17 protein-coding genes are annotated in these 22,954 nt (G+C 65.1%); 15 read left to right on the top strand and 2 right to left on the bottom strand.

The features are described from left to right. Positions 1-22 precede the first annotated feature (22 nt). Together CH42_RS02510 and CH42_RS02515 are read left to right on the top strand one after the other, a co-directional pair. On the top strand, positions 23-1,171 hold the full coding sequence (locus CH42_RS02510) for a sensor histidine kinase (protein WP_162231056.1): 1,149 nt from the start codon (positions 23-25) through the stop codon (positions 1,169-1,171). Beyond that, positions 1,168-1,821, top strand: coding sequence for a response regulator (locus tag CH42_RS02515; RefSeq protein WP_053351637.1), 654 nt, complete (start codon positions 1,168-1,170; stop codon positions 1,819-1,821). Before CH42_RS02510 ends, CH42_RS02515 begins: the two co-directional genes overlap by 4 nt. A 312-nt stretch (positions 1,822-2,133) precedes the next feature. On the opposite strand, the gene CH42_RS02520 is transcribed toward CH42_RS02515, so the two are convergent. Continuing rightward, on the bottom strand, positions 2,134-2,628 hold the full coding sequence (locus tag CH42_RS02520) for a TetR/AcrR family transcriptional regulator (RefSeq protein WP_156322446.1): 495 nt from the start codon (positions 2,626-2,628) through the stop codon (positions 2,134-2,136). A 311-nt stretch (positions 2,629-2,939) separates the two neighbouring features. Between CH42_RS02520 and CH42_RS02525 the strand changes: the two genes are divergently transcribed. The 8 genes from CH42_RS02525 (at position 2,940) to CH42_RS02560 (ending at position 14,848) form a co-directional block, all read left to right on the top strand. Beyond that, positions 2,940-4,661, top strand: coding sequence for a helix-turn-helix domain-containing protein (locus CH42_RS02525; protein WP_239683923.1), 1,722 nt, complete (start codon positions 2,940-2,942; stop codon positions 4,659-4,661). A gap of 222 nt (positions 4,662-4,883) precedes the next feature. Then, on the top strand, positions 4,884-5,831 hold the full coding sequence (locus tag CH42_RS02530) for a C-terminal binding protein (protein ID WP_053351640.1): 948 nt from the start codon (positions 4,884-4,886) through the stop codon (positions 5,829-5,831). An 18-nt stretch (positions 5,832-5,849) separates the two neighbouring features. Next, positions 5,850-7,130, top strand: coding sequence for an aspartate aminotransferase family protein (locus CH42_RS02535; protein ID WP_082309249.1), 1,281 nt, complete (start codon positions 5,850-5,852; stop codon positions 7,128-7,130). Positions 7,131-7,149: 19 nt separating this feature from the next. Continuing rightward, a complete protein-coding gene (locus CH42_RS02540) occupies positions 7,150-8,043 on the top strand; it encodes a fumarylacetoacetate hydrolase family protein (RefSeq protein WP_053351641.1) in 894 nt (297 codons plus the stop codon). Between the two features lie 51 nt (positions 8,044-8,094). Continuing rightward, positions 8,095-10,176, top strand: coding sequence for a hydantoinase/oxoprolinase family protein (locus CH42_RS02545; protein ID WP_053351642.1), 2,082 nt, complete (start codon positions 8,095-8,097; stop codon positions 10,174-10,176). 1 nt (position 10,177) lies between these two features. Next, complete coding sequence (locus tag CH42_RS02550; RefSeq protein WP_053351643.1) at positions 10,178-11,941, top strand: hydantoinase B/oxoprolinase family protein; 1,764 nt, start codon at positions 10,178-10,180, stop codon at positions 11,939-11,941. A 181-nt stretch (positions 11,942-12,122) separates the two neighbouring features. Further along, positions 12,123-13,265, top strand: coding sequence for a Gfo/Idh/MocA family protein (locus CH42_RS02555; protein WP_053351644.1), 1,143 nt, complete (start codon positions 12,123-12,125; stop codon positions 13,263-13,265). 65 nt (positions 13,266-13,330) lie between these two features. After that, on the top strand, positions 13,331-14,848 hold the full coding sequence (locus CH42_RS02560) for a PucR family transcriptional regulator (protein ID WP_053351645.1): 1,518 nt from the start codon (positions 13,331-13,333) through the stop codon (positions 14,846-14,848). Between the two features lie 49 nt (positions 14,849-14,897). On the opposite strand, the gene CH42_RS02565 is transcribed toward CH42_RS02560, so the two are convergent. Beyond that, the gene (locus CH42_RS02565) at positions 14,898-16,217 is read right to left on the bottom strand and encodes an MFS transporter (protein WP_053351646.1); all 1,320 of its coding nucleotides are present in this window, start codon (positions 16,215-16,217) and stop codon (positions 14,898-14,900) included. Positions 16,218-16,576: 359 nt separating this feature from the next. Between CH42_RS02565 and CH42_RS02570 the strand changes: the two genes are divergently transcribed. From CH42_RS02570 to CH42_RS02590, 5 genes are all read left to right on the top strand, one after another. Beyond that, on the top strand, positions 16,577-17,422 hold the full coding sequence (locus CH42_RS02570) for an NAD(P)-dependent oxidoreductase (RefSeq protein WP_239683924.1): 846 nt from the start codon (positions 16,577-16,579) through the stop codon (positions 17,420-17,422). 111 nt (positions 17,423-17,533) lie between these two features. Next, on the top strand, positions 17,534-19,480 hold the full coding sequence (gene iolD, locus CH42_RS02575; protein ID WP_053351648.1) for a 3D-(3,5/4)-trihydroxycyclohexane-1,2-dione acylhydrolase (decyclizing): 1,947 nt from the start codon (positions 17,534-17,536) through the stop codon (positions 19,478-19,480). A gap of 112 nt (positions 19,481-19,592) precedes the next feature. Next, on the top strand, positions 19,593-20,960 hold the full coding sequence (locus tag CH42_RS02580) for an aldehyde dehydrogenase family protein (protein WP_053351649.1): 1,368 nt from the start codon (positions 19,593-19,595) through the stop codon (positions 20,958-20,960). A 46-nt stretch (positions 20,961-21,006) separates the two neighbouring features. After that, on the top strand, positions 21,007-22,020 hold the full coding sequence (iolG, locus tag CH42_RS02585) for an inositol 2-dehydrogenase (RefSeq protein ID WP_053351650.1): 1,014 nt from the start codon (positions 21,007-21,009) through the stop codon (positions 22,018-22,020). Between the two features lie 153 nt (positions 22,021-22,173). Next, entirely contained in the window at positions 22,174-22,938 is a 765-nt protein-coding gene (locus CH42_RS02590; protein ID WP_053351651.1) for an SDR family NAD(P)-dependent oxidoreductase, read from the top strand. Positions 22,939-22,954: the final 16 nt, after the last annotated feature.

Raw genomic sequence — 22,954 nt, forward strand, 5'->3', positions numbered from 1 at the left:
TCCGGGTGGGAGAATGCTGACTATGGGAGCGTCACCGGCAGTAGCGCACAGCCTGACCCGCTGGGAATGGGTGCTCGATATTGCTGCGGTCATCGCACTGATCGCCGGTATCTCCCAGGTCGTCAGCGGTGGCGGTGGGATCGAGTTCGTCGAACTCGCACTCGCCGCTGCCGCGGTTTGCGCACGGCGATGCCTTCTTCGCACCTCGGCCGGCTTGGCGCTGGCGTGCAGCGCGGCCGTCTTCGCTCACCCCGGTCTGGCGGTGCCGGTGTGGGTGATGGCCGAGGTCGTGCTCTTCTCTCTCGCCATTCGAGCTCGGCGGAAAACCGCTGTCGCGATCGGAGCGGCACACGCGCTACTGCTGTACGCCGGAGCGATCGTCGTGTTCCGTGAACTGCCCTATGAGCCCGTGGCGCTCGTGCTGCCGGTGTGGACGTGCGCGGTCGTTGCCACTGGGCTCGCACTTCGGGCGAACGCCGACTCCGTTGAGGCCTTGAAAGAGCGGGCGGCCGTCGCAATCGCCCATCGCGAGAACGAAATCGCACGACGTGTCGGCGAGGAACGATTGCGTATTGCTCGCGATCTGCACGACTCGGTCGCGCACGCGGTCTCCGTGATCGCGGTGCACGCGGGCGCCGCATCCCGGCACATCGGCGAGAACGATGCGCGAGCACGGGAATCGGTCACACTGGTGCGCGAGACCAGCCGACGTGTGATCGAAGAGCTGCAAGACATCGTGACCGTGCTCCGCGCAGATCACCCCGAGGAGCGCGATACTGCAGAGGTTCCAGGAGTAGCCGGAATCCCGGCACTAATTGACACAGCACGGTCCGCAGGGATGCAGGTCGATTTTACGCAGGGAGATCTGCCGCCCATGGAGGTCGCAGTCGAGCTCGCACTCTTCCGCATCCTGCAGGAGGCGCTGACGAACGCACGCAAACATGGAGATGGTGGGGTGCGCGTGGCGATCGAGGCGACGCAGGATCGCGTCTTCCTCAAGGTCTCCAACACGATCGAGGCCTCATCGAGCGGCGGCGCAGGCTTTGGTCTCGTCGGCATGCGGGAACGGGCCGACAGCGTGCACGGCGAGTTCGCGGCCGAGGCCAGCAGCGGCGAATGGCAGTTGTGTGCGATTTTGCCGCTGCACGCTCGAGACGGGGGAGCCCGATGATCCGCATCGTGCTCGTCGACGATCAGGCGATGATTCGTGCCGGAATTCGGAGCATTCTCGAATCGGCAGCGATGGAGATCGTCGCCGAAGCCGCCGACGGTGAACGGGGCGCAATCGCTGTGCGGCAGACCCGCCCGGACGTGGTGCTCATGGACCTCCGTATGCCCGGTGCCGACGGGCTGCACGGCATCGGGGAACTCCGGGCGCCGGGTGCGCCGGACGGGTGCGGGATTCTGGTGCTCACCACGTTCGACGGCGACGAGGAAGTGCTCGAGGCCCTCGCCGCGGGCGCAGATGGATTCATCAGCAAGTCGGCTGATCCCGAGGCGCTGATCGCGGCCGTCGAACGTGTGGCTCGCGGCGAAGCAACACTGTCGCCGCGAGCCTCACGAGCGGTCACCCGTCATCTGGCGAGTAGCCAGAAGCCGCTCCACGATCCCGAGCTTGCGGCGCGCCTGGACCTGCTGACCGCTCGTGAGCGTGATGTCACGGTCGCTGCCGCGCGCGGCCTTGACAACCAGGAGATCGGGCGCGAGATGTCGATTTCTCCGTATACCGTGAAGACGCACCTCAACCGCGCAATGGCGAAGGTCGATGCTCGTGACCGGGGTCAGCTCGTCGCCTTTGCCTACCGCAGCGGGCTGATGTGACATCCGGCCCTCGCCACTCGGGCGATCGAATAAGCACATCACGAATTGGTGCTTTCCGCCGAAACGTGACCCCGGATCGCGCCTGTGATGGCGTCCGGGTTGGCGGGCGCCACAGGTCTGATGATTGCGTCGACCCGACGCGGGATGAGATGGGCCAATCCAATCGGTCTTTGTCGCGAAAAGGAGGGCTTTGCCGGCAGGTGCAAATCTCCCCTTCTCTGTACCAAGTCTCCACGCTAGCCGCTTCGAGGAAGCGCGTCCGAGATCTCACACGATTGACGCTCACCGGGTTCGAGGGTGACGTTTAGCTGATCAGGCTTCGGCGCTTACGGATTCGTGATCGCTCACGGCAAAGTGCAGCGCAATCGGATCAATGCTCGCTGCGCAGACGCAGTCCCCCCGCGGCTGGCTCGACACTGTAAACAGTTCTTGGAGATCGGCGAGTAACTGCGCGACCCGACCCTGTCGGCTCCGGTGCGCGAGGAGATCAAAGAACGCCGGCGAAGAGAACGCCGGAAAGTTTCGATGCGGTCCTTGAGGATTCGAAGCAGTGCAAGTCTCCTCCACACGACATGTCTGCGCCATCGAAACTGTCTCTGCGCGAAGTGCGTGCTCGTACATGGTGAACGCCTGGTCGAGGAGTTCCTCGATTCCTGAGAAGTAATAGGTCAGCGATCCCAAAGGCACTTCCGCCCGCGCAGCGATGCGTCGGAAACTGGCCGCACGCAAGCCGCCCTCCTCGATCACGCAGAGTGCCGCGCGTGTGATGACCTGCTTCCGCGGTTCGGATGGCGCCGTCGAGGTCATGCAATTCTCCGATCTGCCCAAGTACCGCAAATCGTGCACGGACGTCTTCGAAGCCTACGGTGACCGCGATGCCAGCGGTGCGCCTGCACCAAGTTGGGACGCCCATTCGGATGTTCTGCCAATCGGAGTGTCCCGTTTTCGACTTTTCCAGACATCAGAGCGTGATGTTTCTGTGTTACTTTCGTCGCATATTCCGACACTCAGTGTGGAGATTCAGGAGGTGCGCGATGACTGGTCATGCAATTGTTTCGACCCGGCGCGTAAACGAGTTCAGAGTCGCCGATCGAGCCCGAGACTCAATTCTCGAGGCCTTGGATGCGGAGATTACGGGCGTGCGCCCGATGATCGCCCGCTCGTGGTACCGCAGCCGAGCTGCGGGCGTGGACGGCTCGGCCGATCGAGGCATGGTCGATGCCGGTCGAGTCGATGAGTACACGCTCAGCGCCGCAGAACCGCACCTCCGCAAGCTTGATGAGGTCGCGTCCGACCTCGGCGGCTACGTGAGCTTGACGGCGCCGAACGGTGCGCTCATTCACCCCAGTTTCTTGCGGGCGGATGACAGTTTTCCCGAGGGATACTCGCTGCTTGAAGAGAGCTGCGGCAGCAACGGCGAGGGGCTCGCGCTCGAAGAAGGTCGCGGCGTCTGGCTCGCGCCCGAAGAACACTTCCGGGAAGACATGCGGGGCAACTGGTGCTTCGGTTCGCTCGTCCGCGACCCGTTCCACAACCGTGTGCGTGCAGTGGTCGGTTTAACGTTCCCCGAAGCGAGAGTGTCGCACATTGATCCCGCGTCGACCCTGCTCATGCTCGAGGGAGTATCGTCGCGCATCGAGCACGATATCGCCACGCGCACGTCGTCGAAAGAGCGGGCCCTGCTTGACGAGTACCTCACGGTGACTCGGCGCAGGGGAGACACCCCTATCATCGCCATGGACGGCAAGAACTCGCTCATGAACGCGGCGGCAACCTCCCGCCTCCAAGACAACGATCTCGCCATCATCGAGGGCTATGCAAAGTCGGTGATGTCATCGGGTCGCTCAAGTACCGCGACGGTGTCGCTCAGCGGGGTCGGCTCGGCTGAGCTGACACTGACGGCGGTGCAGCTCTCAGGGGCGAGCGTTGGCGCGATCGTCACGGTGAGGCCGCGCGCGGAACAACGTACGCTGCGCCGGGCGGCGAGCACAGCCCCCGCGACGACCTCCGAGCCGACCACGCAAACTTTCGCTCTCACTCAGCTGCGCCAGCGACTCGTCGGTGCGAGCGAGGAGTTTGAAACGACGCTTGCCCTGGCCGCCCGCGCCATCGAGCAATCTCGGTCAGCAGTCATCATTGGCGAAGCGGGCACGGGGAAGCGGCGGCTCGCCGGTGCGATTGCAGCGCTGCGCGGCAGCAGCGTCTTCGTCGATGCGCGCCATCGCAACAGTTCGCTGTCGCTCACCGAGGAAGTGGCCCAGTCACTTGGCGCACATCCCGACACGCTGGTGATCGGCCACGCCGACGAACTCAGTCAGCTCGACGGCATCGAGCTCGTGCGCACCATCGGGGCGCACCCGACGGCAAAGGTGATCTTGACCGCGCATCGCGCGACACCGACCACTCTCCGCATCTCTGAGTTCTGCGGTGCCCTTGAACTCGAAGTGGCGCCGCTGCGCAACCGGCGGGAAGACATCCCGTTGCTCGCGCAAGCCATTGCCGCCGATCTCGGAGATAAGTCGCTCTCTCGGAAGATGCTTTCGGCGCTCATGAACTCTGACTGGGAACGCAACGTTGAGCAGTTGCGATCGGTCGTGATCAATGCGGTCGAACGCGCACGGGGCGGCGAGGCGACAATGGATGACCTGCCGATCTCGTTCCAGCGCGTTGCGTCGACCGGGCGTTTGTCACGTCTTGAAGAGGCCGAGTACAGCGAGCTTCGCAGTGCATTGCGCGAGGCACAGGGAAATCGTCGTCTGGCGGCATCGATGCTGCAGATCGGCCGCTCGACGCTCTATCGGCGCATGGACTTTTTCCGCAGTCGGGGGCTCGATCTCTAACTCGATTCACACCCGCCGCTGACGCGGCACGATACCCAGGCGTACTGCTGAGACCGTGCAATCCACGGTCTCAGCAGTACGCCTTTTTTCGGCGTCTTCCCGTGTACCGATCTGGGACGTTTCGCGCTCGCTTGCGGGCGGTGGAATGGTCACACCCCGCGAACGGAACTCGATTTCGACTGCGGACCTCAACCGTCACAGACGAGAACAGGATTGCTGCACATGAACCGCGAAGGACAGGGGACCATCCTGGTCGCTCCCCACCACTTCCCCGATCTCGACCGCGAGCACGCGCTCGCGAAGGAGCTCAACTACGAGCTCGTCGCCGCAAGCGATGTCGATGAGTTCCGTGAGGGCCTCGCCGGGGCTGAGATCGTGATGATTACGCCCTACGCCAAGTTGACGGCGAGCGACTTCCCGACCATGCAGCAGTGCAAGGCAGTGATTCGCTACGGGATCGGGTATGACAACATCGACGTCGATGCGGCGTCCGCAGCGAACATCCCGGTCTCAATCGTGCCGGGCACCGCATCTGAAGAAGTCGCATCGCACGCGTTCTCAATGGGTCTCGCACTCGCGCGTCGCCTCCCCGCGGGCGATGCCGCGATTCGCGATTTCGCCTGGGGCGGCATCATCGGTTACGACACCCCGGTGCTCTCGCAGCTGGAGGTGGGCGTCGTCGGTCTTGGGCGCATCGGTGCCCACGTCGCGCGAATGTACACCGCAGTCGGTGCGCAGGTGCGCGCCTACGACCCCTTCGTGTCCGAGAGCGAGTTCGCGCTCGCCGAGCTCGACGACATTCTCGAGAACTCGGATGTGGTGTCGCTGCACCTGCCGTTGACCGATGACACCTGGAACCTCATCTCGGGCGAGGTTCTCGGACGAATGCGCCGCGGCGCAGTCGTCGTCAATGTATCTCGCGGGGGGCTCGTCGACGAGGCGGCTCTGGCTGAAGCACTGATCAGCGGCCATATCGCCGGCGCCGGCATCGACACCTTCGCGCAGGAGCCGCTCGACGCCGAGCACCCGTTGCGCAACGCGCCCAACACCATTCTGACGCCGCATATCGCCTGGCGTTCGAATCGCTCAACGGGTGCGCTGCAGGAGGGTGCCGTCGACCGCGTTCGCCGTGCGCTCACCGGGCAGCCGCTGATCGACCTTGTGAACTGAGAATCGGGAGACAACGACGTGAATACCAATACCGCCACTGAGCGCATCAAGCACGAAGTGCTCGCCGAAGATCCCCACCTGCGTCGCGGCCCGCGCGGTTTTCCGCTGCTGCCCGGCGGCTATGGGCGCTCGACCTACTTCACGGGGGAGCCCAGCCCGTACGCGATTCGCGGCGTCGGCTTCCGGGTGTGGGACGACCGAGGGCGCGAGCTCATCGACGCCAACAACAACTTCACCTCGCTGATCCACGGCAATGCGCACCCGGAGATCACCGAAGCCGCCACGAAGGCGCTTTCGGCCGGTTCAAGCTGGGGCATTCCGAACCTCTGGGAGTGGGAGCTCGCCGAGCTGCTGCTGAAGCGCTTGCCGTCGCTCGACCAGGTGCGTTTCACCAACTCGGGCACCGAGGCTGTGATGTCGGCGTTGCGAATCGCGCGTGCCGCGACCGGTCGCGACAAGGTCATTGTGACCAAGGGTGGCTACCACGGGACATCGGACGTCGCGTTGGTGCCCGGCGGGCCGTCGTACACGAAGGGTGTGCCTCAGGGCGTCATCGACGATGTGACCGCGGTGCCGTTGAATGACATCGAGTTTCTGACGCAGGCGGTCGAGTCGGCGCCGCAGGCGTACGCGGCGATCATTCTCGATCTACTGCCGAACCGCGCCGGCCTGCTCAGCATCACCGAGGAGTTCGTTCGAGCTGCACGCGATCTCGCAACAAAGCACGGCATCGTGCTCATCATCGATGAGACCATCAGCCTGCGTCTCGGCTACAGCGGCCTGAGCGGCGAGTACGGCGTCGAGCCCGATCTGCTCACGACCGGCAAGCTCATCGGCGGAGGATTCCCCGTGGGTGCTGTGGCCGGGCTCGGCGCACTCATGGCTGAGGTCGATCCGACGCGCGCCGGCAACCTGCCGCACGGCGGCACGTTCTCGGGCAACCCCGTCAGTATGGCCGCGGGCGCAGCAGCAGTGCGCCTCTACACCGCGGGGCAGGTGCAGCGACTCAACCGTCTCGGTGATGCAGTGCGCACCGCTGTGGGCGAGCGCATCGCAGACTCCGGCTGGGAGGTGCGCGGCCGCGGCTCGTTGCTCCGCGCAGTGCCGGCCGGCGCCGAGAAAGTCGCCGAAGACGTGCAGCACCGTCTCTGGTGGGCGACCTACGAGCGAGGACTGCTCGGGTCGCCGGCGAACCTCCTCTCATTGTCGACGGAAATGGACGAGAACGTCGGCGCGGATATCGTCGACCGACTCGCCGATGCCGTCAATTCCGTAGCCGCCGGCACCGACCGCGCCTGACTCGAAAGCAGCGACAGCGATGAAACTCGTTTCGTACAACCACCCCTACGGCACCCGCGGCGGCGTGCAGATCGGCGATGCCGTCTACGACCTGGAACGGCTGCTCGCGGATGCTGATGCCGCTGACCGCGGGGCCCCGAGCTCGGTCAAGGAGTTCCTGGCGCTCTACGGTGATCGCCTGGCCGAACTCGGCGAGGTTTTCGACAGCGCCAGTGACAACGCGATCGGGGCGCTGGTCGGCCCGGTCACTGACGCCGGGCTGGTCGGCCCCGTGCCTGATCCGGCGAAGGTGTTGTGCGTGGGCCTGAACTACAAGGATCACGTCGCAGAGACCGGCCGTGCCCTCCCTGAGTTCCCCGACGTGTTCACGAAGTTCGCGTCGACGCTCATCGGTCCGTTCGACGAGATCGGCGGTGCCGAGGTCAGCGAGAACCTCGACTTCGAGGGCGAGGTGGCCGTGGTCATCGGCCGACGCGCATCGAAGGTCAGCGAAGCCGAAGCGCTCGACTATGTTGCGGGCCTCGCGCCTCTGAACGACGTCACCGCGCGCGACTTGCAGTACCGCGGCACCCAGTGGACTGCGGGCAAAGCGGTCGACGGTTCGACGCCGTGGGGCCCCGCGCTCGTCACGCTCGACGAGGTCGGCGACCCGCAAACCCTCGATCTCGTCACCCGAGTCAACGATGTGGAGATGCAGCGCTCGAACACACGGCATCAGATCTTCCCGATCGCCACGATCATCGCCTACCTCTCCAACTTCCTGACCCTTGAACCCGGCGACGTGATCGCCACCGGTACCCCGCAGGGCATCGGGGCGAAGCGCACCCCACCGGTGTGGATCGCTCCAGGCGACACCGTCGAGATCGAGATCGAGCGCGTGGGCACGCTGCGCAACCAAGTCGCTTCGATCTGATCTGCACCACGATCACACTTCACCCCGCACTATTCACGAAAGACACACATCATGAGTCAAGATCTCACGGGCGCCGACGAGGCGCGGTACCGCATCGCAGTCGATACGGGCGGCACGTTCACCGACGTCGTCGTCGGCTCCAGCACCGGGGGCATGGCCGTCGGTAAGGCCCTCACCACCTACGACCGCGTCTTCACCGGATTCGAGGCGTCGGTGCGCCGCGCCGCCGAATCGGTCGGTTGGGACGGCGACGCGGTGCTGCGCAACGCGGATGTCATCGTCTACGGTACGACGCACGCCACGAACGCCGTGCTCACCGGCAAGGTCGCGAAGACCGCGCTGCTGACGACCACGGGGTTCGCCGACACCCTGCTGCTCCGCGAGGGCGGCCGTCGTGAAGCCTTCGACTCGAAGGCCGCGTACCCGCCAGCGTACATTCCGCGCAACCAGACCTTCGAGATCACGGAGCGTCTCTCGGCCGAGGGCGAGGTGCTCGTACCCCTGGATGAGGAGCGCACTCGTGAGGTGCTGCGCGGGCTCGCCACAGATGGCACCGAAGCGATTGCGGTCGGGTTCCTCTGGTCGATCATCAACGATGCGCACGAGCGCCGCGTCGGCGAACTGATCGAGGAAGAACTGCCCGGCATTCCTTACACGCTCTCGAACGAGGCGAACCCCACGATTCGTGAGTACCGGCGCACCTCGGCGGCGGCGATCGATGCTTCCCTGAAGCCATTGATGGCGGATCACCTCGGCAATCTGCGGGCAGACCTCGTCGAGTATGGATTTACTGGCGACCTGCTCGTCGTCACTTCGGAGGGTGCGGTGCTCGACGTCGCCGACGTACTGAACCGACCCGTGCTCCTGCTCAACTCGGGCCCCTCGATGGCCCCGCTCGTCGGCGCAGCAGCCGCGCCCGACCGCGACACGGTCGTGGTCTGCGATATGGGCGGCACCACCTTCGACGTGTCGCTCGTCGAGAACGGCATCGTGCGTCACACCCGCGAGGCATGGCTCGGCGAGCCATTCGTCGGGCACCTGACCGGTCTTTCTTCCGTCGCAGTGACGAGCATCGGCGCCGGCGGCGGCAGCATCGCTTGGATCGACGGCGGCGGCCTGCTGCGCGTCGGTCCCCAGAGCGCGCGCAGCACGCCCGGCCCGGCCGCATACGGCCGCGGGGGCGAGGAGCCGACGGTGACCGACGCGTGCGTCGCTCTCGGATACCTCGACGCGCAGGGCTTCGAAGGCGGCTTCACACTCGACCGCGATGCCGCGACGCGTGCCATCGACAGCCGCATCTCGGGACCGCTCGGACGCGACACGCTGCAGTCGGCTCAGGCGATCCTTGACGTATCTGCGAACCACATGGCGACTGCGATCCGTCAGTCCTCGCTTGAGCAGGGCGTCGACCCCCGCGGCGCTCTCATCGTCGCCGGCGGAGGTGCGGGCGCTATGGTCGCAGCTGCGATCGGTGCGCTGCTCGAAGCCGACACCGTGTTGATTCCTGCAACGGCGGGCGTGCTTGCTGCATACGGTGCGCATCGCGCACCCATCGCGACCGAGTTCCTCTCGCCGCTGCACAACGACACCCGCGCGTTCAACGTGAGTTCAGCGGCCACGGCGCTGCGCGACCTCTCGGGCAAGGCTGCGGTCTTCGCCGAGCGATTCAGCGGCACCGACGCGGTGATTTCCTACTTCGTCGATGCTCGGTACCCGGGCCAGGCGTGGGATCTCCGCGTGATCCTCGACGAATCGCCATCACCTGAGTCGGCAGCCGAGATCGTCGAGCAGGCATTCCACGTCGAGCACGATCGTCGCAACGGCACCCATGATCCGGACAGCCGCGTTGAGATCATCACCTGGGGCGTACGCGTTGAGATTCCGCGACCCGAGCTCGTCGCTCTTGCCGGGTCGAACGACTCGACGCCTGAAGTGCATCGCACTGACGACATTGTGTTCGGTGGCAAGCCTTTCGCGACGGCGCGTTACCGCGGCGTCACTCTGAGCCCCGGCGATCGCATCGCCGGCCCTGCGGTCATCGACCAGCCGACGACCACCATCGTGGTTCCGCCGGAGTGGGACGCTCAGCTCGACGACCGATCCAACATCTACCTCACCCGCAAGGAGGCGTGACATGACACGCGAATTCGACCCGGTGAAGCTCTCCGTCCTCGCCAACGCTTTCGACGGCATCGTCCGCGAAATGACGAGTGGACTGCTTCGCTCCGCACGCTCATCGGTGATCAACACGGCGCGCGACTTCTCGTGCGCGGTGCTCACCGCAGACAACCAACTGCTTGCCGCAGCGGAGGGCGTGCCGGTGCACGTGTTCGGTGCCGGCCCGTTGGGCGAAGACATGGTGGAGCTCCACGACGACATTCGTGAGGGCGATGCATTCCTGCACAACGACCCCTACCGCGGCAACTCCCACGCGGCCGACCACTGCATCCTGGTGCCGATTTTCATCGAGGGTCGCCATCTGTTCACCGCAGTGACGAAGGCGCACCAGGCCGACTGCGGCGACTCGCTGCCGACGACCTTCTTCGCGACCGCTCGCGATGTCTATGAAGAGGGCGCGCTCATTTTCCCGTGCGTCCGGGTGCAGCGTGACTACACGGATATTGACGACATCGTGCGTATGTGCCGTGCGCGTATCCGCGTGCCCGATCAGTGGTACGGCGACTACCTCGCCTCGGTCGGTGCATCGCGTATCGCCGAGCGTCGCATCCAGGAACTCGCTGAGAAGTTCGGTGCCGATGATCTCGTCGACTTCGTCGACGCGTGGTTCAACTACTCGGAGCGCCTTGCCCAGTCCACGATCGAGACGCTGCCTGCGGTAGAGCTTCACGGATCCACCGCTCACGATCCCTTCCCGGGTACCGGCCCCGACGGGGTGCCGCTGCAGGCGACCATCGCGGTGCGCCCGGAGGAAGGGCGCATTTCGATCGATCTGCGCGACAACCCCGACAACCTCCCGAACGGTCTCAACCTCACCCGCGCGACGGCGACGGGCGCGGCGCTCGCGGGTATTCTCTCGGGCCTGCCCGAGAACCTGCCGAGCAACGCCGGAACGTTCCGACGCATCGAGGTGCAGCTGCGCGACGGCTGCGTCGTCGGGGTGCCGAAGCATCCGTTCTCGTGCTCATCGGGAACGACCAACCTCGCCGACCGCGTTGTTAACCTCGTGCAGGCGGCGTTCGCGCAGATCGACGATGGCTACGGTGCCGCCGAGGGAGCTGCCGGACAGGCTCCTGCGAAGTCGGTGATCTCGGGCATCGATGAGCGCAACGGGAACGCGTACGTGAACCAGATTCTCGTCGGCGGCGTCGGCGGCCCGGCGACCCCGTTCGTCGACGGGTGGCCCACCTACCAGCGCCCGGTGTGCGGTGCCCTGCTGTACCACGACAGCGTCGAAGTCGATGAGCAGCGCTACCCGATCCTGGTGCACGAGCGCACGCTCGTCGCCGATACCGGCGGCGCTGGGCGCCAGCGCGGCGGCCTCGCAACGCGCGTCGTGATGGAGGCCCGTGATGAGGAGGTGACGCTCACCTATGGCATCGAGGGCAAGCTGAACCCGCCCCAGGGCGTGCGTGGCGGTCACGGCGGCACTGAGCCAGAGGCATGGGTCATTGATGCTGCCTCGGGGGAGCGCAAGGAGATCCCGATCGTCGGTCGCTACGACCTGCGTCGCGGGGAAAAGGTCGTCTCGATCACCCCGGGCGGTGGCGGATACGGTGACCCGCTGGAGCGCGAGCCCGAGGCCGTGCTGACCGACGTCGAGGATCTGCGTGTGACCCTCGAGACGGCGCGTGACATCTACGGTGTGGTTATCGCAGGAGGCGCCATTGACGCAGAGGCGACGACTGCTCAGCGACGCGATCTTCTTGCGGCTCGCTAAGCGAGTGTCTCACAATGGGACACGTTCCACCTCGCTCATTCTGAGAATGTAGAAACACTGAACGGGCGAACCGCTACGGTTCGCCCGTTCGTTTCTCAGGGCGGTGATCAGTGCGCCGTCCGCCCCCGAAGCCGCCGCGAACGCGCGGCTCATCGAGAAATGTGATTGACGGAGAAGAATCATGGAACCCATTCGAGTCGGCATCATCGGCGTCGGAAACGTTCTGAACCAGTACCTCGACAAGATCGGCGTGCATCCCGACGTAGACATCGTGGCGCTGGCCGACGTGAACGAGGCGGCAGTTACCGCGCGCGCTGAGGAGTACGGCGTGCGCAAGGCGCTGAGCCCCGACGAGTTGCTCGCGGATCCCGAGATTGAGCTCGTGCTCAACCTCACCCCGCCGAAGCTCCACGCGCCGGTCAGCCTACAGGCGATTGCAGCGGGCAAGCACGTACTGTCGGAGAAGCCCTTTGCCACCTCGCTCGAAGAGGCGCAGCAGATCCTCGACGCCGCGAAAGCGGCCGGTGTCTACGCCGGTTCCGCTCCCACCACTTTCCTGGGTTCGGGAGCGCAGACCAGCCGCAAGTTGATCGATGACGGGTGGATCGGTGAGCCGGTCGCCGCATTCGGCTCGTTCGTGAACCGCGGCTACGAGCACTGGCATCCCAACGTGGATCCCTTCTACAGCCCGGGTGCCGGCCCGATGCTCGACATCGGGCCCTACCTGATCACCAATCTCGTCAACATCTTCGGACCGGTGCGCCGTGTGTCGGCCTCGGCGGCGAAGTCTTCTGAGACCCGACCCCGCCCTGACGGATCCGGCGGGTACGAGGGGGAGATCCCGATTCAGACGCCGACGCACATCTCAGGGTCGATCGACTTCGAGTCGGGCGCCGTGGCGACGGTCGTCGTGAGCTGGGACGTATGGAACCACAATCTTCCGCACTTCGAGATCTACGGCACCGCCGGTTCGATCGCTGCTCCGAATCCTGATCACTTCGATGGAGCCCCCGTGCTGCGTCGGGGCGAGCCGCGCGACCTGGCGCTCGATATGACGCCTCCGGGTGGTGGCGATTGGCGTGAGACCGCCCTGACGCACCGTGATGACGCATATCGCGGGATCGGCCTCGCCGAGTTTGGCCACGCGATTCGGGCCGGCATCGAGCCGCGCACGGGTGGAGCCTTCGCGTATCACGTGCTCGAGGTGCTGCTCGCCTTTGAGCAGTCGTCGCAGGAGGGTCGCCACATTGACATCGCGAGCACTTGCGAGCGACCGAGGCCGCTGCCGTCGGTCGGCCCGCATGAGCCGTATCGATTCGATTAATACCCGACCAGAACGCCCCGGCACCGACCGGGGCGTTCTGGTCTCTCAAGGATGAGAGCACCGAGATGCCCCAGCAGATGACCCAGACCCGCGTGGCACGCGGGCAGCTCACCGTCGCCGAACTGGTCGCCATGCCGCATCTCGGCCTCGAACTCGCCGCGGGGGCAGCAGGCCTCGAACGGCGGGTGCAGTGGACCCATACCTCTGAGCTCGAAGACCCCGGTCCATGGCTCGAGGGTGGCGAACTGCTCATCGTCAACGGCTTCGGGATCCCGGAGGACGGCCCGGGCCAGACGGAATACGTGCGGCGTCTTGCCCAGCATAGGCTCGCCGGCGTCGCTGTCAGCGTGCGCGCACCGGAGCTCACTCCCGAGATGCTCGCGGTCGCCGACGAACTCGGCTTCCCCGTGATGAAGATTCCTCGCCAGGTGCCGTTCATCGAACTGTCGTACCTGGTGGCCAATGCGAGCGAGCGGTCGGCGCGGGATCGCCTGGCCAGGCACCTCCGCATCTTCGAGACGCTCCGATTGCGCAACGCGATCGACAGCGACGTACCGGGTATCTACCGCCAGTTGGAGCAGATCTCCGGGTACCGCCTGGCACTGATCTCGCCCTCGGGTCAGGCGCTGCTCGAAGACTGGGCATGGGTGCCGGATGTTGACTGGGGAGACGCACTCCAAGCGACCGACTTGCGGGTGGTGCCGGGCGGGTATCTCGTTCCGCTGTTCGTGGGCGACCGGGTGACCGCGTATCTAGTGGGCATCGAGCACGACGAGGTGTCACCCGAGGGCCTCGCGGCCCTGCAGCACGTGAGTACCCTGGCTGCGCTCGATGCCATTGAGGATCAGCGCAGGCGAGAAGCCGAGCACCGCAAGGGCGGTTCGGCGCTGTTGCGGGCCATGGAACCAGGTGCGCCCCATGCCGAAGTTGAACGACGACTGCAAGATGCCGGGCTGGTACGCGACACGCCTTTCCGCGTCGTTGCATTCGGCCGTATCGCTCACGCGCTGCCCGAGACTCGCGCGCGGGATTGGCTTGCGGATCGCCGGATCCCACATGCCATCCTGTGGCAGGAGCAGCTCATCGGAATGCTCCAGTGCAGCGACGAGCAGCTTTCCGAACTCGGATCCGCACTGGGTGTTTCCATCGGAGCCAGTCCGACAAGTGCAACCGTGTCAGAGATTCCGCGATTGCTGAGACAGGCTCGGTGGTCGTTGAGCCTCGCTGTCGAGATCGACGCTCCGGAAGTCATTTTTACCGAGCGCCAACTCGGTCTTGCACGCTGGCTGAATCCTGATGCGCGCACCATGGAGCGACTTGCCGAGGACACGCTGCGCCCCGTGCTCGAACACGATGTTGCACAGGGATCGGAACTCTTTCATACGCTCGCGGTGTACTTCCGGCAGCACGGGCGCATGCGCGCGACTGCGGGGGCACTCTTCGTACACGAGCACACGCTGCGGTACCGACTGAATCGCATCGAGCAATTGACCGGCAAGAGTCTGAAGAACATGCGCGAGTCATTCGAGCTGTGGCTCGCGGTCGAGGCCCACGCCCTCGTCGCTCGCGACGACGACGAATAGCATGCGGCGTCCCCTGCGCGTTCTGTGATGCGCAGGGGACGCCGCATGATCAGTTCTGCAGTGCGCCGTGCGCGGTCTCGCGCGACAGTATGACGCCCGTGATGCCGATGACCGAGGCGGCGACGCCGAGCCAGAGCACGCTGAGCCAGGTGCCGGTGGCACTGAGGAGTGCGAACGAGATCAGCGGGGTGAGCCCGGCGAAGGCGGAAGCGCCCTGGAACCCGATCGACATCCCTGTGTAGCGCACCTTCGCAGGAAAGAGCTCGGCGAGGTAGGCGGAGAGCGGACCATAGGTCGCGCCGACGAAGAACAACTGGCCGCCAACCGCGAGCACGATCGTGCCGAGCCCGGAACTCGGTGTGAGCAGGGTAAAGTACACGGGAAGCCAGAGCAGGCAGCCAATGAATCCAATCGCCAGCACGGGCTTCCGGCCGAAGCGGTCGGAGATTGCCGCCCAGGTCAACGACACCACGATGTAGAGCACCTGCGCGATCGTGATAGACCAGAGCACCATGCTGGCGTTGAGCCCGAGATGCGTGGTGGCGTAGGGAGTCACAAATACGAGCGAGAGCTGGTAGTAGACGAGCGAGAGGCAAATGGCGATGCCGCAGAAGACTGCACGTCCATGCTGCGCGAAGAGTTCGGTGATCGGCAGTCGTTCTCGCTTGGCGGGTTGAGCTCGGCGCGCTGCCTGCATCTCAAGAAAGGCGGGAGTGTCGGCGATCTTCGTGCGGATGTAGGCTCCCACGATCAGGAGGACTGCGCTGACTAGGAACGGAATGCGCCAGCCCCAGGCCTCAAATTGCGCTGGAGTGAGCGTGCCGAGCAGAATCGCGAGCAGCGCCGACGACATGAGGAACCCGAACGAGGCACCCACGTTCGCGATCGTCGACAGGAAGGCGCGGTGTCGCGTCTCTGCCGCGTGTTCGATGATGAGCGTCGCAGCACCGGCGAACTCGCCGCCGACGGCAATGCCCTGCACGAGGCGCAGCAACACGAGCATCGCAGTCGCCCACCCGCCGAGTACGGCGAACGTGGGGAGCAATCCGAGCAGCACGGTGCTGCCACCCATCAACCAGACCGTGACGACCAGCATGCGCTTGCGTCCGATGCGATCTCCGAAGTGGCCGAAGATGATGCCGCCCACGGGCCGCGCGAAGTAACCGACGGCGAGGGTGCTGAACCCAAGCAGCACCTCTGAGACGGGGTCGCCCGGCTCAAAGAAGAGTCTGCCGAGAATGAGACCTGATAAGGAGGCGAAGATGAAGAAATCGAACCACTCGAGCACCGCGCCGACGGTGCTCGAAGCGACGACTCTGGCCAACGAGGTGCGTGCGGTGGCCGGGGGAGCAGAAGTTGCAGTGTGCATGGGTACCTGTGATTCGTCGTTGAATGAGCGCTCGGATCGCGAGCTGTGCAGCTGAGTGCTCGGCCGACAGTAACAGCGCTCCGCGACGGGATTCATTGGACAAACGTATGAACCCCTTTCGGGGGTGTTGGGCAGAAGTGACAACCGCAACGGCGGCCTCACAAACCGCATCTGCGGATGAGTAGCATCGAGCTCTGCCGTGCTCCGTCACGGTGCCCGCGGTGCGCGATTGAGTGATCCTGCACCACTTCACACCTCGAGATCTGGAGCCCGAGATGCCCGAATCACAGCCACTGGTGGTGAGTTTGCCAGACGCAGAGTTGCGCCAGCGGATCAGGAGTTTTCCTGAGGTTCGCTACGTGGAGTGGAATTTCTCGACGCCACCACCCGAGACCCATATTGACGTCGTGGTGCTGCCGTATCTCTCGTCGATGCGACCGATCCACGCCCTCACGCAGGTGTCGAGCCGTCTGGTGCAGAGCCCGGCACTCGGCTTCGACGGTATCGCGGACTTGCTGCCGGCAGGCGTGACCTTCGCAAATGGTGTCGGGGTGCACGAGACGGCTACGGCCGAACTCGCGCTCACCCACGTGCTCATGGCGCAGCGAGAGATGCACCGGATGTTCCGGGATCAACTGCGTGGCCACTGGGAAACCGAAGACCGATTCGTGCCAGGTCTCGCCGACCGCGAGGTATTCGTCGTGGGATACGGCGGGGTCGGTCGCGAAATCGTGCGCAGACTCGAACCGTTCGGGCCTCGGCTTTCGGTGTTCACTTCACGTCGATACATCGCCGACGATGGCCGACGGGTGGGTTCGGGCTCCGACCTCCTCGAGGCATTACCGACCGCTGATGTGGTCGTGCTCGCGGTGCCCCTGAATCAGCGCACGCTCGGAATGGTGGATCGTGATTTTCTTGCGCGCATGTGCGACGATGCGCTGCTGGTGAATGTCTCACGCGGGCCCGTTGCCGTGACCGCCGACCTCGTCGGTGAGATCGGCCGACTCCGATTCGCACTCGACGTGACGGATCCCGAACCGCTGCCGGCAAACCACCCGCTCTGGAGCGCGCCGGGGGTGGCGATCACTCCGCACGCTGCGGCCGGCAGTCGTGCCATGGGGCCGCGGATGGTCGCCCTCGTCGAATCGCAGGTCTCGCGCCTGCGCGCCGGAGAGGAGCCGCTGCACGTCGTGATTCGCACGTAGTCATCGGGCCAGTGTCAAAGTGGGACACTTCCGACCGACGGCCCAGTGGGAGTCTGAACCGGTACACGGCGGCCGCGGTCGCCGACCCGCTTCGAACTTTGAGGAGAACCCATGAGCAGCACGGCCGCTGCCGTTGCAGGTATTGGTGACCCGAAGGCGCCCGTGCGGCGTCGCACCGTCGCCCAGGCGATCATCGAATACCTCCAGGTGCAGTACAGCGAACTCGACGGTGAGCGCCGGCGCTTGATTCCCGGGATGTACGGCATCTTCGGCCACGGCAACTCCGTGGGTCTTGCGCAGGGTATCGACGAGTACGGCGTCGACTTCCCCCACTATCCGGGCAAGAATGAGCAGAACATGGTGCACGCCGCCATCGGTTTCGCCAAGGCCTCGAATCGGGCGGCAACGCTTGCGTGCACCGCGTCGGCCGGTCCGGGTTCCACGAACATGGTGAGTGGTGCAGCCACAGCAACGACGAACCGTCTGCCGGTACTGCTCTTCCCCGCCGACATCATCAACAACCGCTTCGGCGACCCGGTGCTGCAGCAGATCGAGCACCCGATCGAGCGCGACGTTTCGGCGAACGATTGCTTCCGCCCGGTCAGCCGGTACTTCGACCGCATCACACACCCGGGTCAGCTGCTCTCCACGCTGCCCGAAGCCATGCGCGTGCTCACCGACCCGGTTGATACCGGCGCGGTTGTCGTCTGCCTGCCGCAGGACGTGCAGGGGGCTGAATTCGACTTCCCCGAGGCGTTCTTCACCCCGCGCGTGTGGCACATTCGCCGTCGTTCCGCCGTGGAGGAGGAGCTGGCGGGTGCTGCGGAGATCATCGCCGCATCGCAGCGTCCCATCATCGTCGCCGGTGGCGGCGTGCGCTACTCGAACGCGCAGGAAGCGCTGGCCGAGTTCAGTGATCGCTTCGGCATCCCCGTCGTCGAGACGTACGCCGGCAAGGGCGCGGGCCCGGTCGGCGCGCTCGGCCTGGGCGGTCTCGGTGTGACGGGCACCGTCGGCAGCAACCAGATTGCGGGCGAGGCCGATTGCGTCATCACCGTGGGTACCCGTCTGCAAGACTTCATCACGGCGTCGCACTCGATTTTCCGTCACCCCGATGTGCAGATCGTCAACCTGAACGTCGGTGCGTTCGACGCGCACAAGATGGGCTCGTTCCCGGTCATCGGCGATGCCAAGCGTTCGCTGCTGTCGCTGCAAGAGCGGCTGGCAGAGGCAGGTTTCGCGACGATCGACAGCTACGCGGACGAGATCGCTGCGGCGCAGGAGGAGACGCGCAAGGTGCGCGAGCACGACCTGCAGGACTTCCCGGACGAGAAGATGAGCCAGGCGCAGGTCATCGAGGTGCTCAACCAGCGCATCACGGCACAGGATGCACTCGTGCTCGGCTCGGGCGGCGTCGTCGAAGGAATTCACAAGGCCTGGGACCCGTCCAATGGTGCGGAGATCCATTTCGAGTACGCGAACTCCTGCATGGGTCATGAGATTCCTGCGGGCCTCGGCTACCGCCTCGCGCAGCAGAACACCGACGGTGAGGTATACGTGCTGATCGGCGACGGCACCTACTTCATGCAGCCGACGGAGCTCGTCACCGCGGTGCAGGAGAACCAGAAGATCATTGTGATCGTCATCGACAACCGTGGGCACCAGTGCATCTGGCCGCTGCAGGCGGCGAAGGGCGGCGGGCAGGAATTCGGCACGCAGCTGCGCGAGCGTAATCCGATTTCCGGTCGTCTCGACGGTCCGATCGTCGACGTCGACATCGCTGCGAATGCGGCGAGCATGGGGGCTGCGGCCTGGTCGACCGACACGGTCGAGGAGTTCACCGCGGCACTTGAAGAGGCGCAGTCGGTCTCGGGCCCGGCCGTGATCGTCGCGAACGTCGAGCAGTTCCGTTACCTGTCGGGCAACGGTGCGTTCTGGGACGTGGGCGTTCCGCTCACCTCGCAGCGCGAGGTCACCCGCGAAGGCGTGGCCAAGCACGTCGCGGGTCGCGAGCGCCAGAGGTACTACGGCGCTACGGTCGCTCCGAGCGAGCGCTAAGTCAGCAGTAGGCGTGGGCCAGACGGGCGGGATCTCTTCGGGATCCCGCCCGTCTCCTGCATCAGGCGCCGCACGGCGCTCACCAGATATTCAACGACGAAAGAGAGACATTATGGGCGCATTCGCGGTCATCAATCCTGCAACCGGTGAGACGCTGGCGGAGTATCCGGCGGCGACGGACGCCGAGGTCGAGGCGGGCATCTCCGCGGCCGACCACGCTTACCGCGACTGGGCGCGCACCACCACGCTCGAAGAACGCACGGCTGCTGCGGCGCGACTCGCAGAGCTATTCGAGGAGCGCGCGGAGGAGTTTGCCGCGATCATCAACCGTGAAATGGGAAAGCCGATCGCGCAGGGCATCGGAGAGACCAAGTTTTCGGGTTCGATCACGTCGGCCTACGCGCGCAAAGCCGCGGAGTGGCTCGCCGACGACGTGTTGTCGGTCGACGACGGGCTGCGCACGTTCGTGCGCTATCAAGGCATCGGCGTACTGCTCGGCGTGATGCCGTGGAACTTCCCCGTCTACCAGGTCGTGCGTTTCGCCGTGCCGAACCTCATTCTCGGCAACACGGTGCTGCTGCGGCACGCCTCACAATGCCCCGAATCCGCGCTGGCACTCGAGCGCATCTTCCGTGACGCCGGGTTCCCGGAGGGTGCCTATGTCAATCTCTTCGCCACGCACGACCAGATCGCCGACATCATCGCGGACGATCGAGTGCAGGGCGTCTCGCTCACCGGTTCAGAGCGAGCCGGCGCTGCCGTTGCCGCCCAGGCCGGTAAGCACCTCAAGAAGTGCGTGCTCGAGCTCGGCGGTGCCGACGTGTTCTTGGTGCTCGACACCGATGACCTCGACCACGCTGTGGAGCATGCCGTGCGCGGGCGCATGGACAACAGCGGTCAGAGCTGCACCGGGTCCAAGCGCATCGTGGTGCTCGATCAGTACTTCGACGAGTTCTCCGAGAAGTTCGCGCGCGCGCTCGGCGCTCAGTCGCATTCGGCGGGCGACTTCGGGCCGCTCTCCTCGACCGCAGCAACTCGTGAACTCGCCGACCTCGTGAACGGCGCTGTCGACCAGGGAGCCAAGATTCTCATCGGTGATGGTGATCCGGAGGGCAACGTCTTCACCCCGACCATCCTCACCGGCATCACCCCGGCGATGGATGTGTACAGCCAAGAACTCTTCGGTCCGGTCGCGCAGCTGTACCGCGTGAGCAGCGATGCCGAAGCCATCGATCTCGCCAATTCATCACCCTTTGGCCTCGGCTCGGTGATTATCTGCGACGACCTCGAGCGTGCGGAGCGGGTCGGATCCCAGCTCGACGTCGGCATGGTCTTCATCGGAGCCGCGGGCCTCAGCGGCGCCGATGTGCCATTCGGTGGCGTGAAGAAGTCGGGATACGGGCGAGAGATGGGCCAGGCAGGTTTGCTGGAGTTCGCCAACAAGAAGCTGTTCCGTTTCGCAGAGGGGGTCGGTCGATGATCGCACTCGACCATGTGGGGCCACGGCAATGCGTGAGGAGCGTGCAATGACTGCAGACCTGTTACGTTTCGGACTCATCGGCACTGGACGTATTGGCCGTGTTCACGCGGCGAACATCGCGGCGAGCCCCCAGACCGAACTCGTCGTCGTTGCTGACCCGGTACTCGCGAGCGCAGACGACGTCGCTGTTCGATTTGGCGGAACCACCGTCAGCGACCCGCTCGCGGCGATCGATCCCGGCAGAATCGACGCGGTGGTGATTGCGTCACCCACGCCGACCCACATTGAACTCATCACGGCGTGCATTGAGCGGGGCGTCCCTGTCCTTTCTGAGAAGCCGATCGATCTCGACATGGGCCGCATCGATGCGCTGCGGCCGCGGGTGCGCAGTGCGTCGAGCCCGGTGGCGATCGGCTTCAATCAACGATTCGATCCGGCCATTGCTGAAGTGCAACGCCGGGTCGCGTCTGGTGAAATCGGCGCACTCGAGCAACTTTCGCTCACGAGCCGTGATCCGGGGCCCCCACCTGCGGCCTACATCGGAGTATCAGGCGGCATCTTCCGCGATATGACGATCCACGACTTCGATCTCGCGCGCTTTTTCGCGGGTGAGATTGAAGAGGTGACGGCCGTCGGATCGACGCTCTTCGATTCCGGAGCGCGCGAGCACGATGATTTTGACACTGTGGTCGTGACGCTGAAAGCGCGTTCGGGAGCCATCGTGACTATCACGAACTCTCGGCACAGCGCCTACGGCTACGATCAGCGCGTGGAGGCCTTCGGGGGTGGCGGACTGTTGAACGTCGAGAATGTTCCGGCGAGCCACGTTACGGCGTCAAACTCGGCGCACGCGGCAGCCAGAGGACCCTACATCGAACAGTTTCTCGATCGGTACGCGAGCGCCTACGCGAACGAACTCGATGCGTTCGTGGAGTTGGTGCACCACGGTGCGTCATCAAGCCCGAACTTCGAGGACGGGCGCGCCGCGCAAGTTCTTGCCGAGGCAGCGCATCAGTCCGCGCGGCTAGGGCGAACGGTGCGAACGGACGAGATCGGCTGAGCAAAGCCAAACCAGCTTGGCGGGAGAGGAGAGCGACGACCGCCTCTCCCGCTTCATACTCGGGCCTGTATCAAACTGGAACAGCCGATCATTTCGAGACCTTGCTCTACTGGTGCATGAGTCCGTTACGGACAGCGAAGGAGCGATCAGACGATGCAGCGACGATCGGCCAAGATCCAGATCGACCGAGCACGCGTGCTCATCACCGGGGCCTCATCGGGCGTCGGAGAAGCGACCGCCAGCCTCTTCAGTGCGCGCGGCGCGAGTGTCGCGCTACTCGGGAGGCGCACGACCGAGTTGGAGCGGGTGCGATCGTTGCTGAGCGGCACTTCGATTGCTTTGCCCGTCGATGTCGCTGATGAGGAGAGCGTGATCGATGCCGTGCATGGCGCGGCCAGCGCGCTCGGCGGCATCGACATCGTGATCAACGCGGCGGGGGTGGCGGCCGCCACCGAGGCGGAGCACATTACCGGCGACGCATGGCGAGCGGTGATCGACACCAACCTCTCAGGCACGTTCTACGTCTCGCGGGAGGCGATTCCATACCTGCGGGAGTCGGGAGGAAGCATCGTGAACGTGGCTTCGGATCTCGCCGCAATGGGGGCCCCGGGGCTCGTGCACTACTCCGCATCGAAGGCCGGGGTTGTCGGTCTGACCCGAGGCCTCGCGATCGAGCTCGCACCGCGCATTCGCGTGAATGCTGTCTGCCCCGGCCCGATCGATACCCCCATGATGCAGCAGGGGCTGAGCGTAGCTCCCGATCCGGGGCATGCGCGGCGAGAGAAAGAGCTCAGCGTGCCACTCGAGCGGTTGTCGACCCCTGAAGAGATTGCGAGGTCGATCTACTTCCTCGCGATTGATGGGACGTTCGCGACCGGCGCGGCACTGTATGTGGACGGCGGCACGTCGGCCGCCTAAGCCGCCGTGCCCGAGT

The sequence above is a fragment of the Leucobacter musarum subsp. musarum genome (assembly GCF_001273845.1).
Classification (GTDB): Bacteria; Actinomycetota; Actinomycetes; order Actinomycetales; family Microbacteriaceae; genus Leucobacter; species Leucobacter musarum.

Coding starts and splice junctions, on each gene's coding strand:
- CH42_RS02510 (WP_162231056.1), top strand. CDS start 23: ATGGGAGCGTCACCGGCAGTAGCGCACAGCCTGACCCGCTGGGAATGG.
- CH42_RS02515 (WP_053351637.1), top strand. CDS start 1,168: ATGATCCGCATCGTGCTCGTCGACGATCAGGCGATGATTCGTGCCGGA.
- CH42_RS02520 (WP_156322446.1), bottom strand. CDS start 2,628: ATGACCTCGACGGCGCCATCCGAACCGCGGAAGCAGGTCATCACACGC.
- CH42_RS02530 (WP_053351640.1), top strand. CDS start 4,884: ATGAACCGCGAAGGACAGGGGACCATCCTGGTCGCTCCCCACCACTTC.
- CH42_RS02540 (WP_053351641.1), top strand. CDS start 7,150: ATGAAACTCGTTTCGTACAACCACCCCTACGGCACCCGCGGCGGCGTG.
- CH42_RS02545 (WP_053351642.1), top strand. CDS start 8,095: ATGAGTCAAGATCTCACGGGCGCCGACGAGGCGCGGTACCGCATCGCA.
- CH42_RS02550 (WP_053351643.1), top strand. CDS start 10,178: ATGACACGCGAATTCGACCCGGTGAAGCTCTCCGTCCTCGCCAACGCT.
- CH42_RS02555 (WP_053351644.1), top strand. CDS start 12,123: ATGGAACCCATTCGAGTCGGCATCATCGGCGTCGGAAACGTTCTGAAC.
- CH42_RS02560 (WP_053351645.1), top strand. CDS start 13,331: ATGCCCCAGCAGATGACCCAGACCCGCGTGGCACGCGGGCAGCTCACC.
- CH42_RS02565 (WP_053351646.1), bottom strand. CDS start 16,217: ATGCACACTGCAACTTCTGCTCCCCCGGCCACCGCACGCACCTCGTTG.
- iolD (WP_053351648.1), top strand. CDS start 17,534: ATGAGCAGCACGGCCGCTGCCGTTGCAGGTATTGGTGACCCGAAGGCG.
- CH42_RS02580 (WP_053351649.1), top strand. CDS start 19,593: ATGGGCGCATTCGCGGTCATCAATCCTGCAACCGGTGAGACGCTGGCG.
- iolG (WP_053351650.1), top strand. CDS start 21,007: ATGACTGCAGACCTGTTACGTTTCGGACTCATCGGCACTGGACGTATT.
- CH42_RS02590 (WP_053351651.1), top strand. CDS start 22,174: ATGCAGCGACGATCGGCCAAGATCCAGATCGACCGAGCACGCGTGCTC.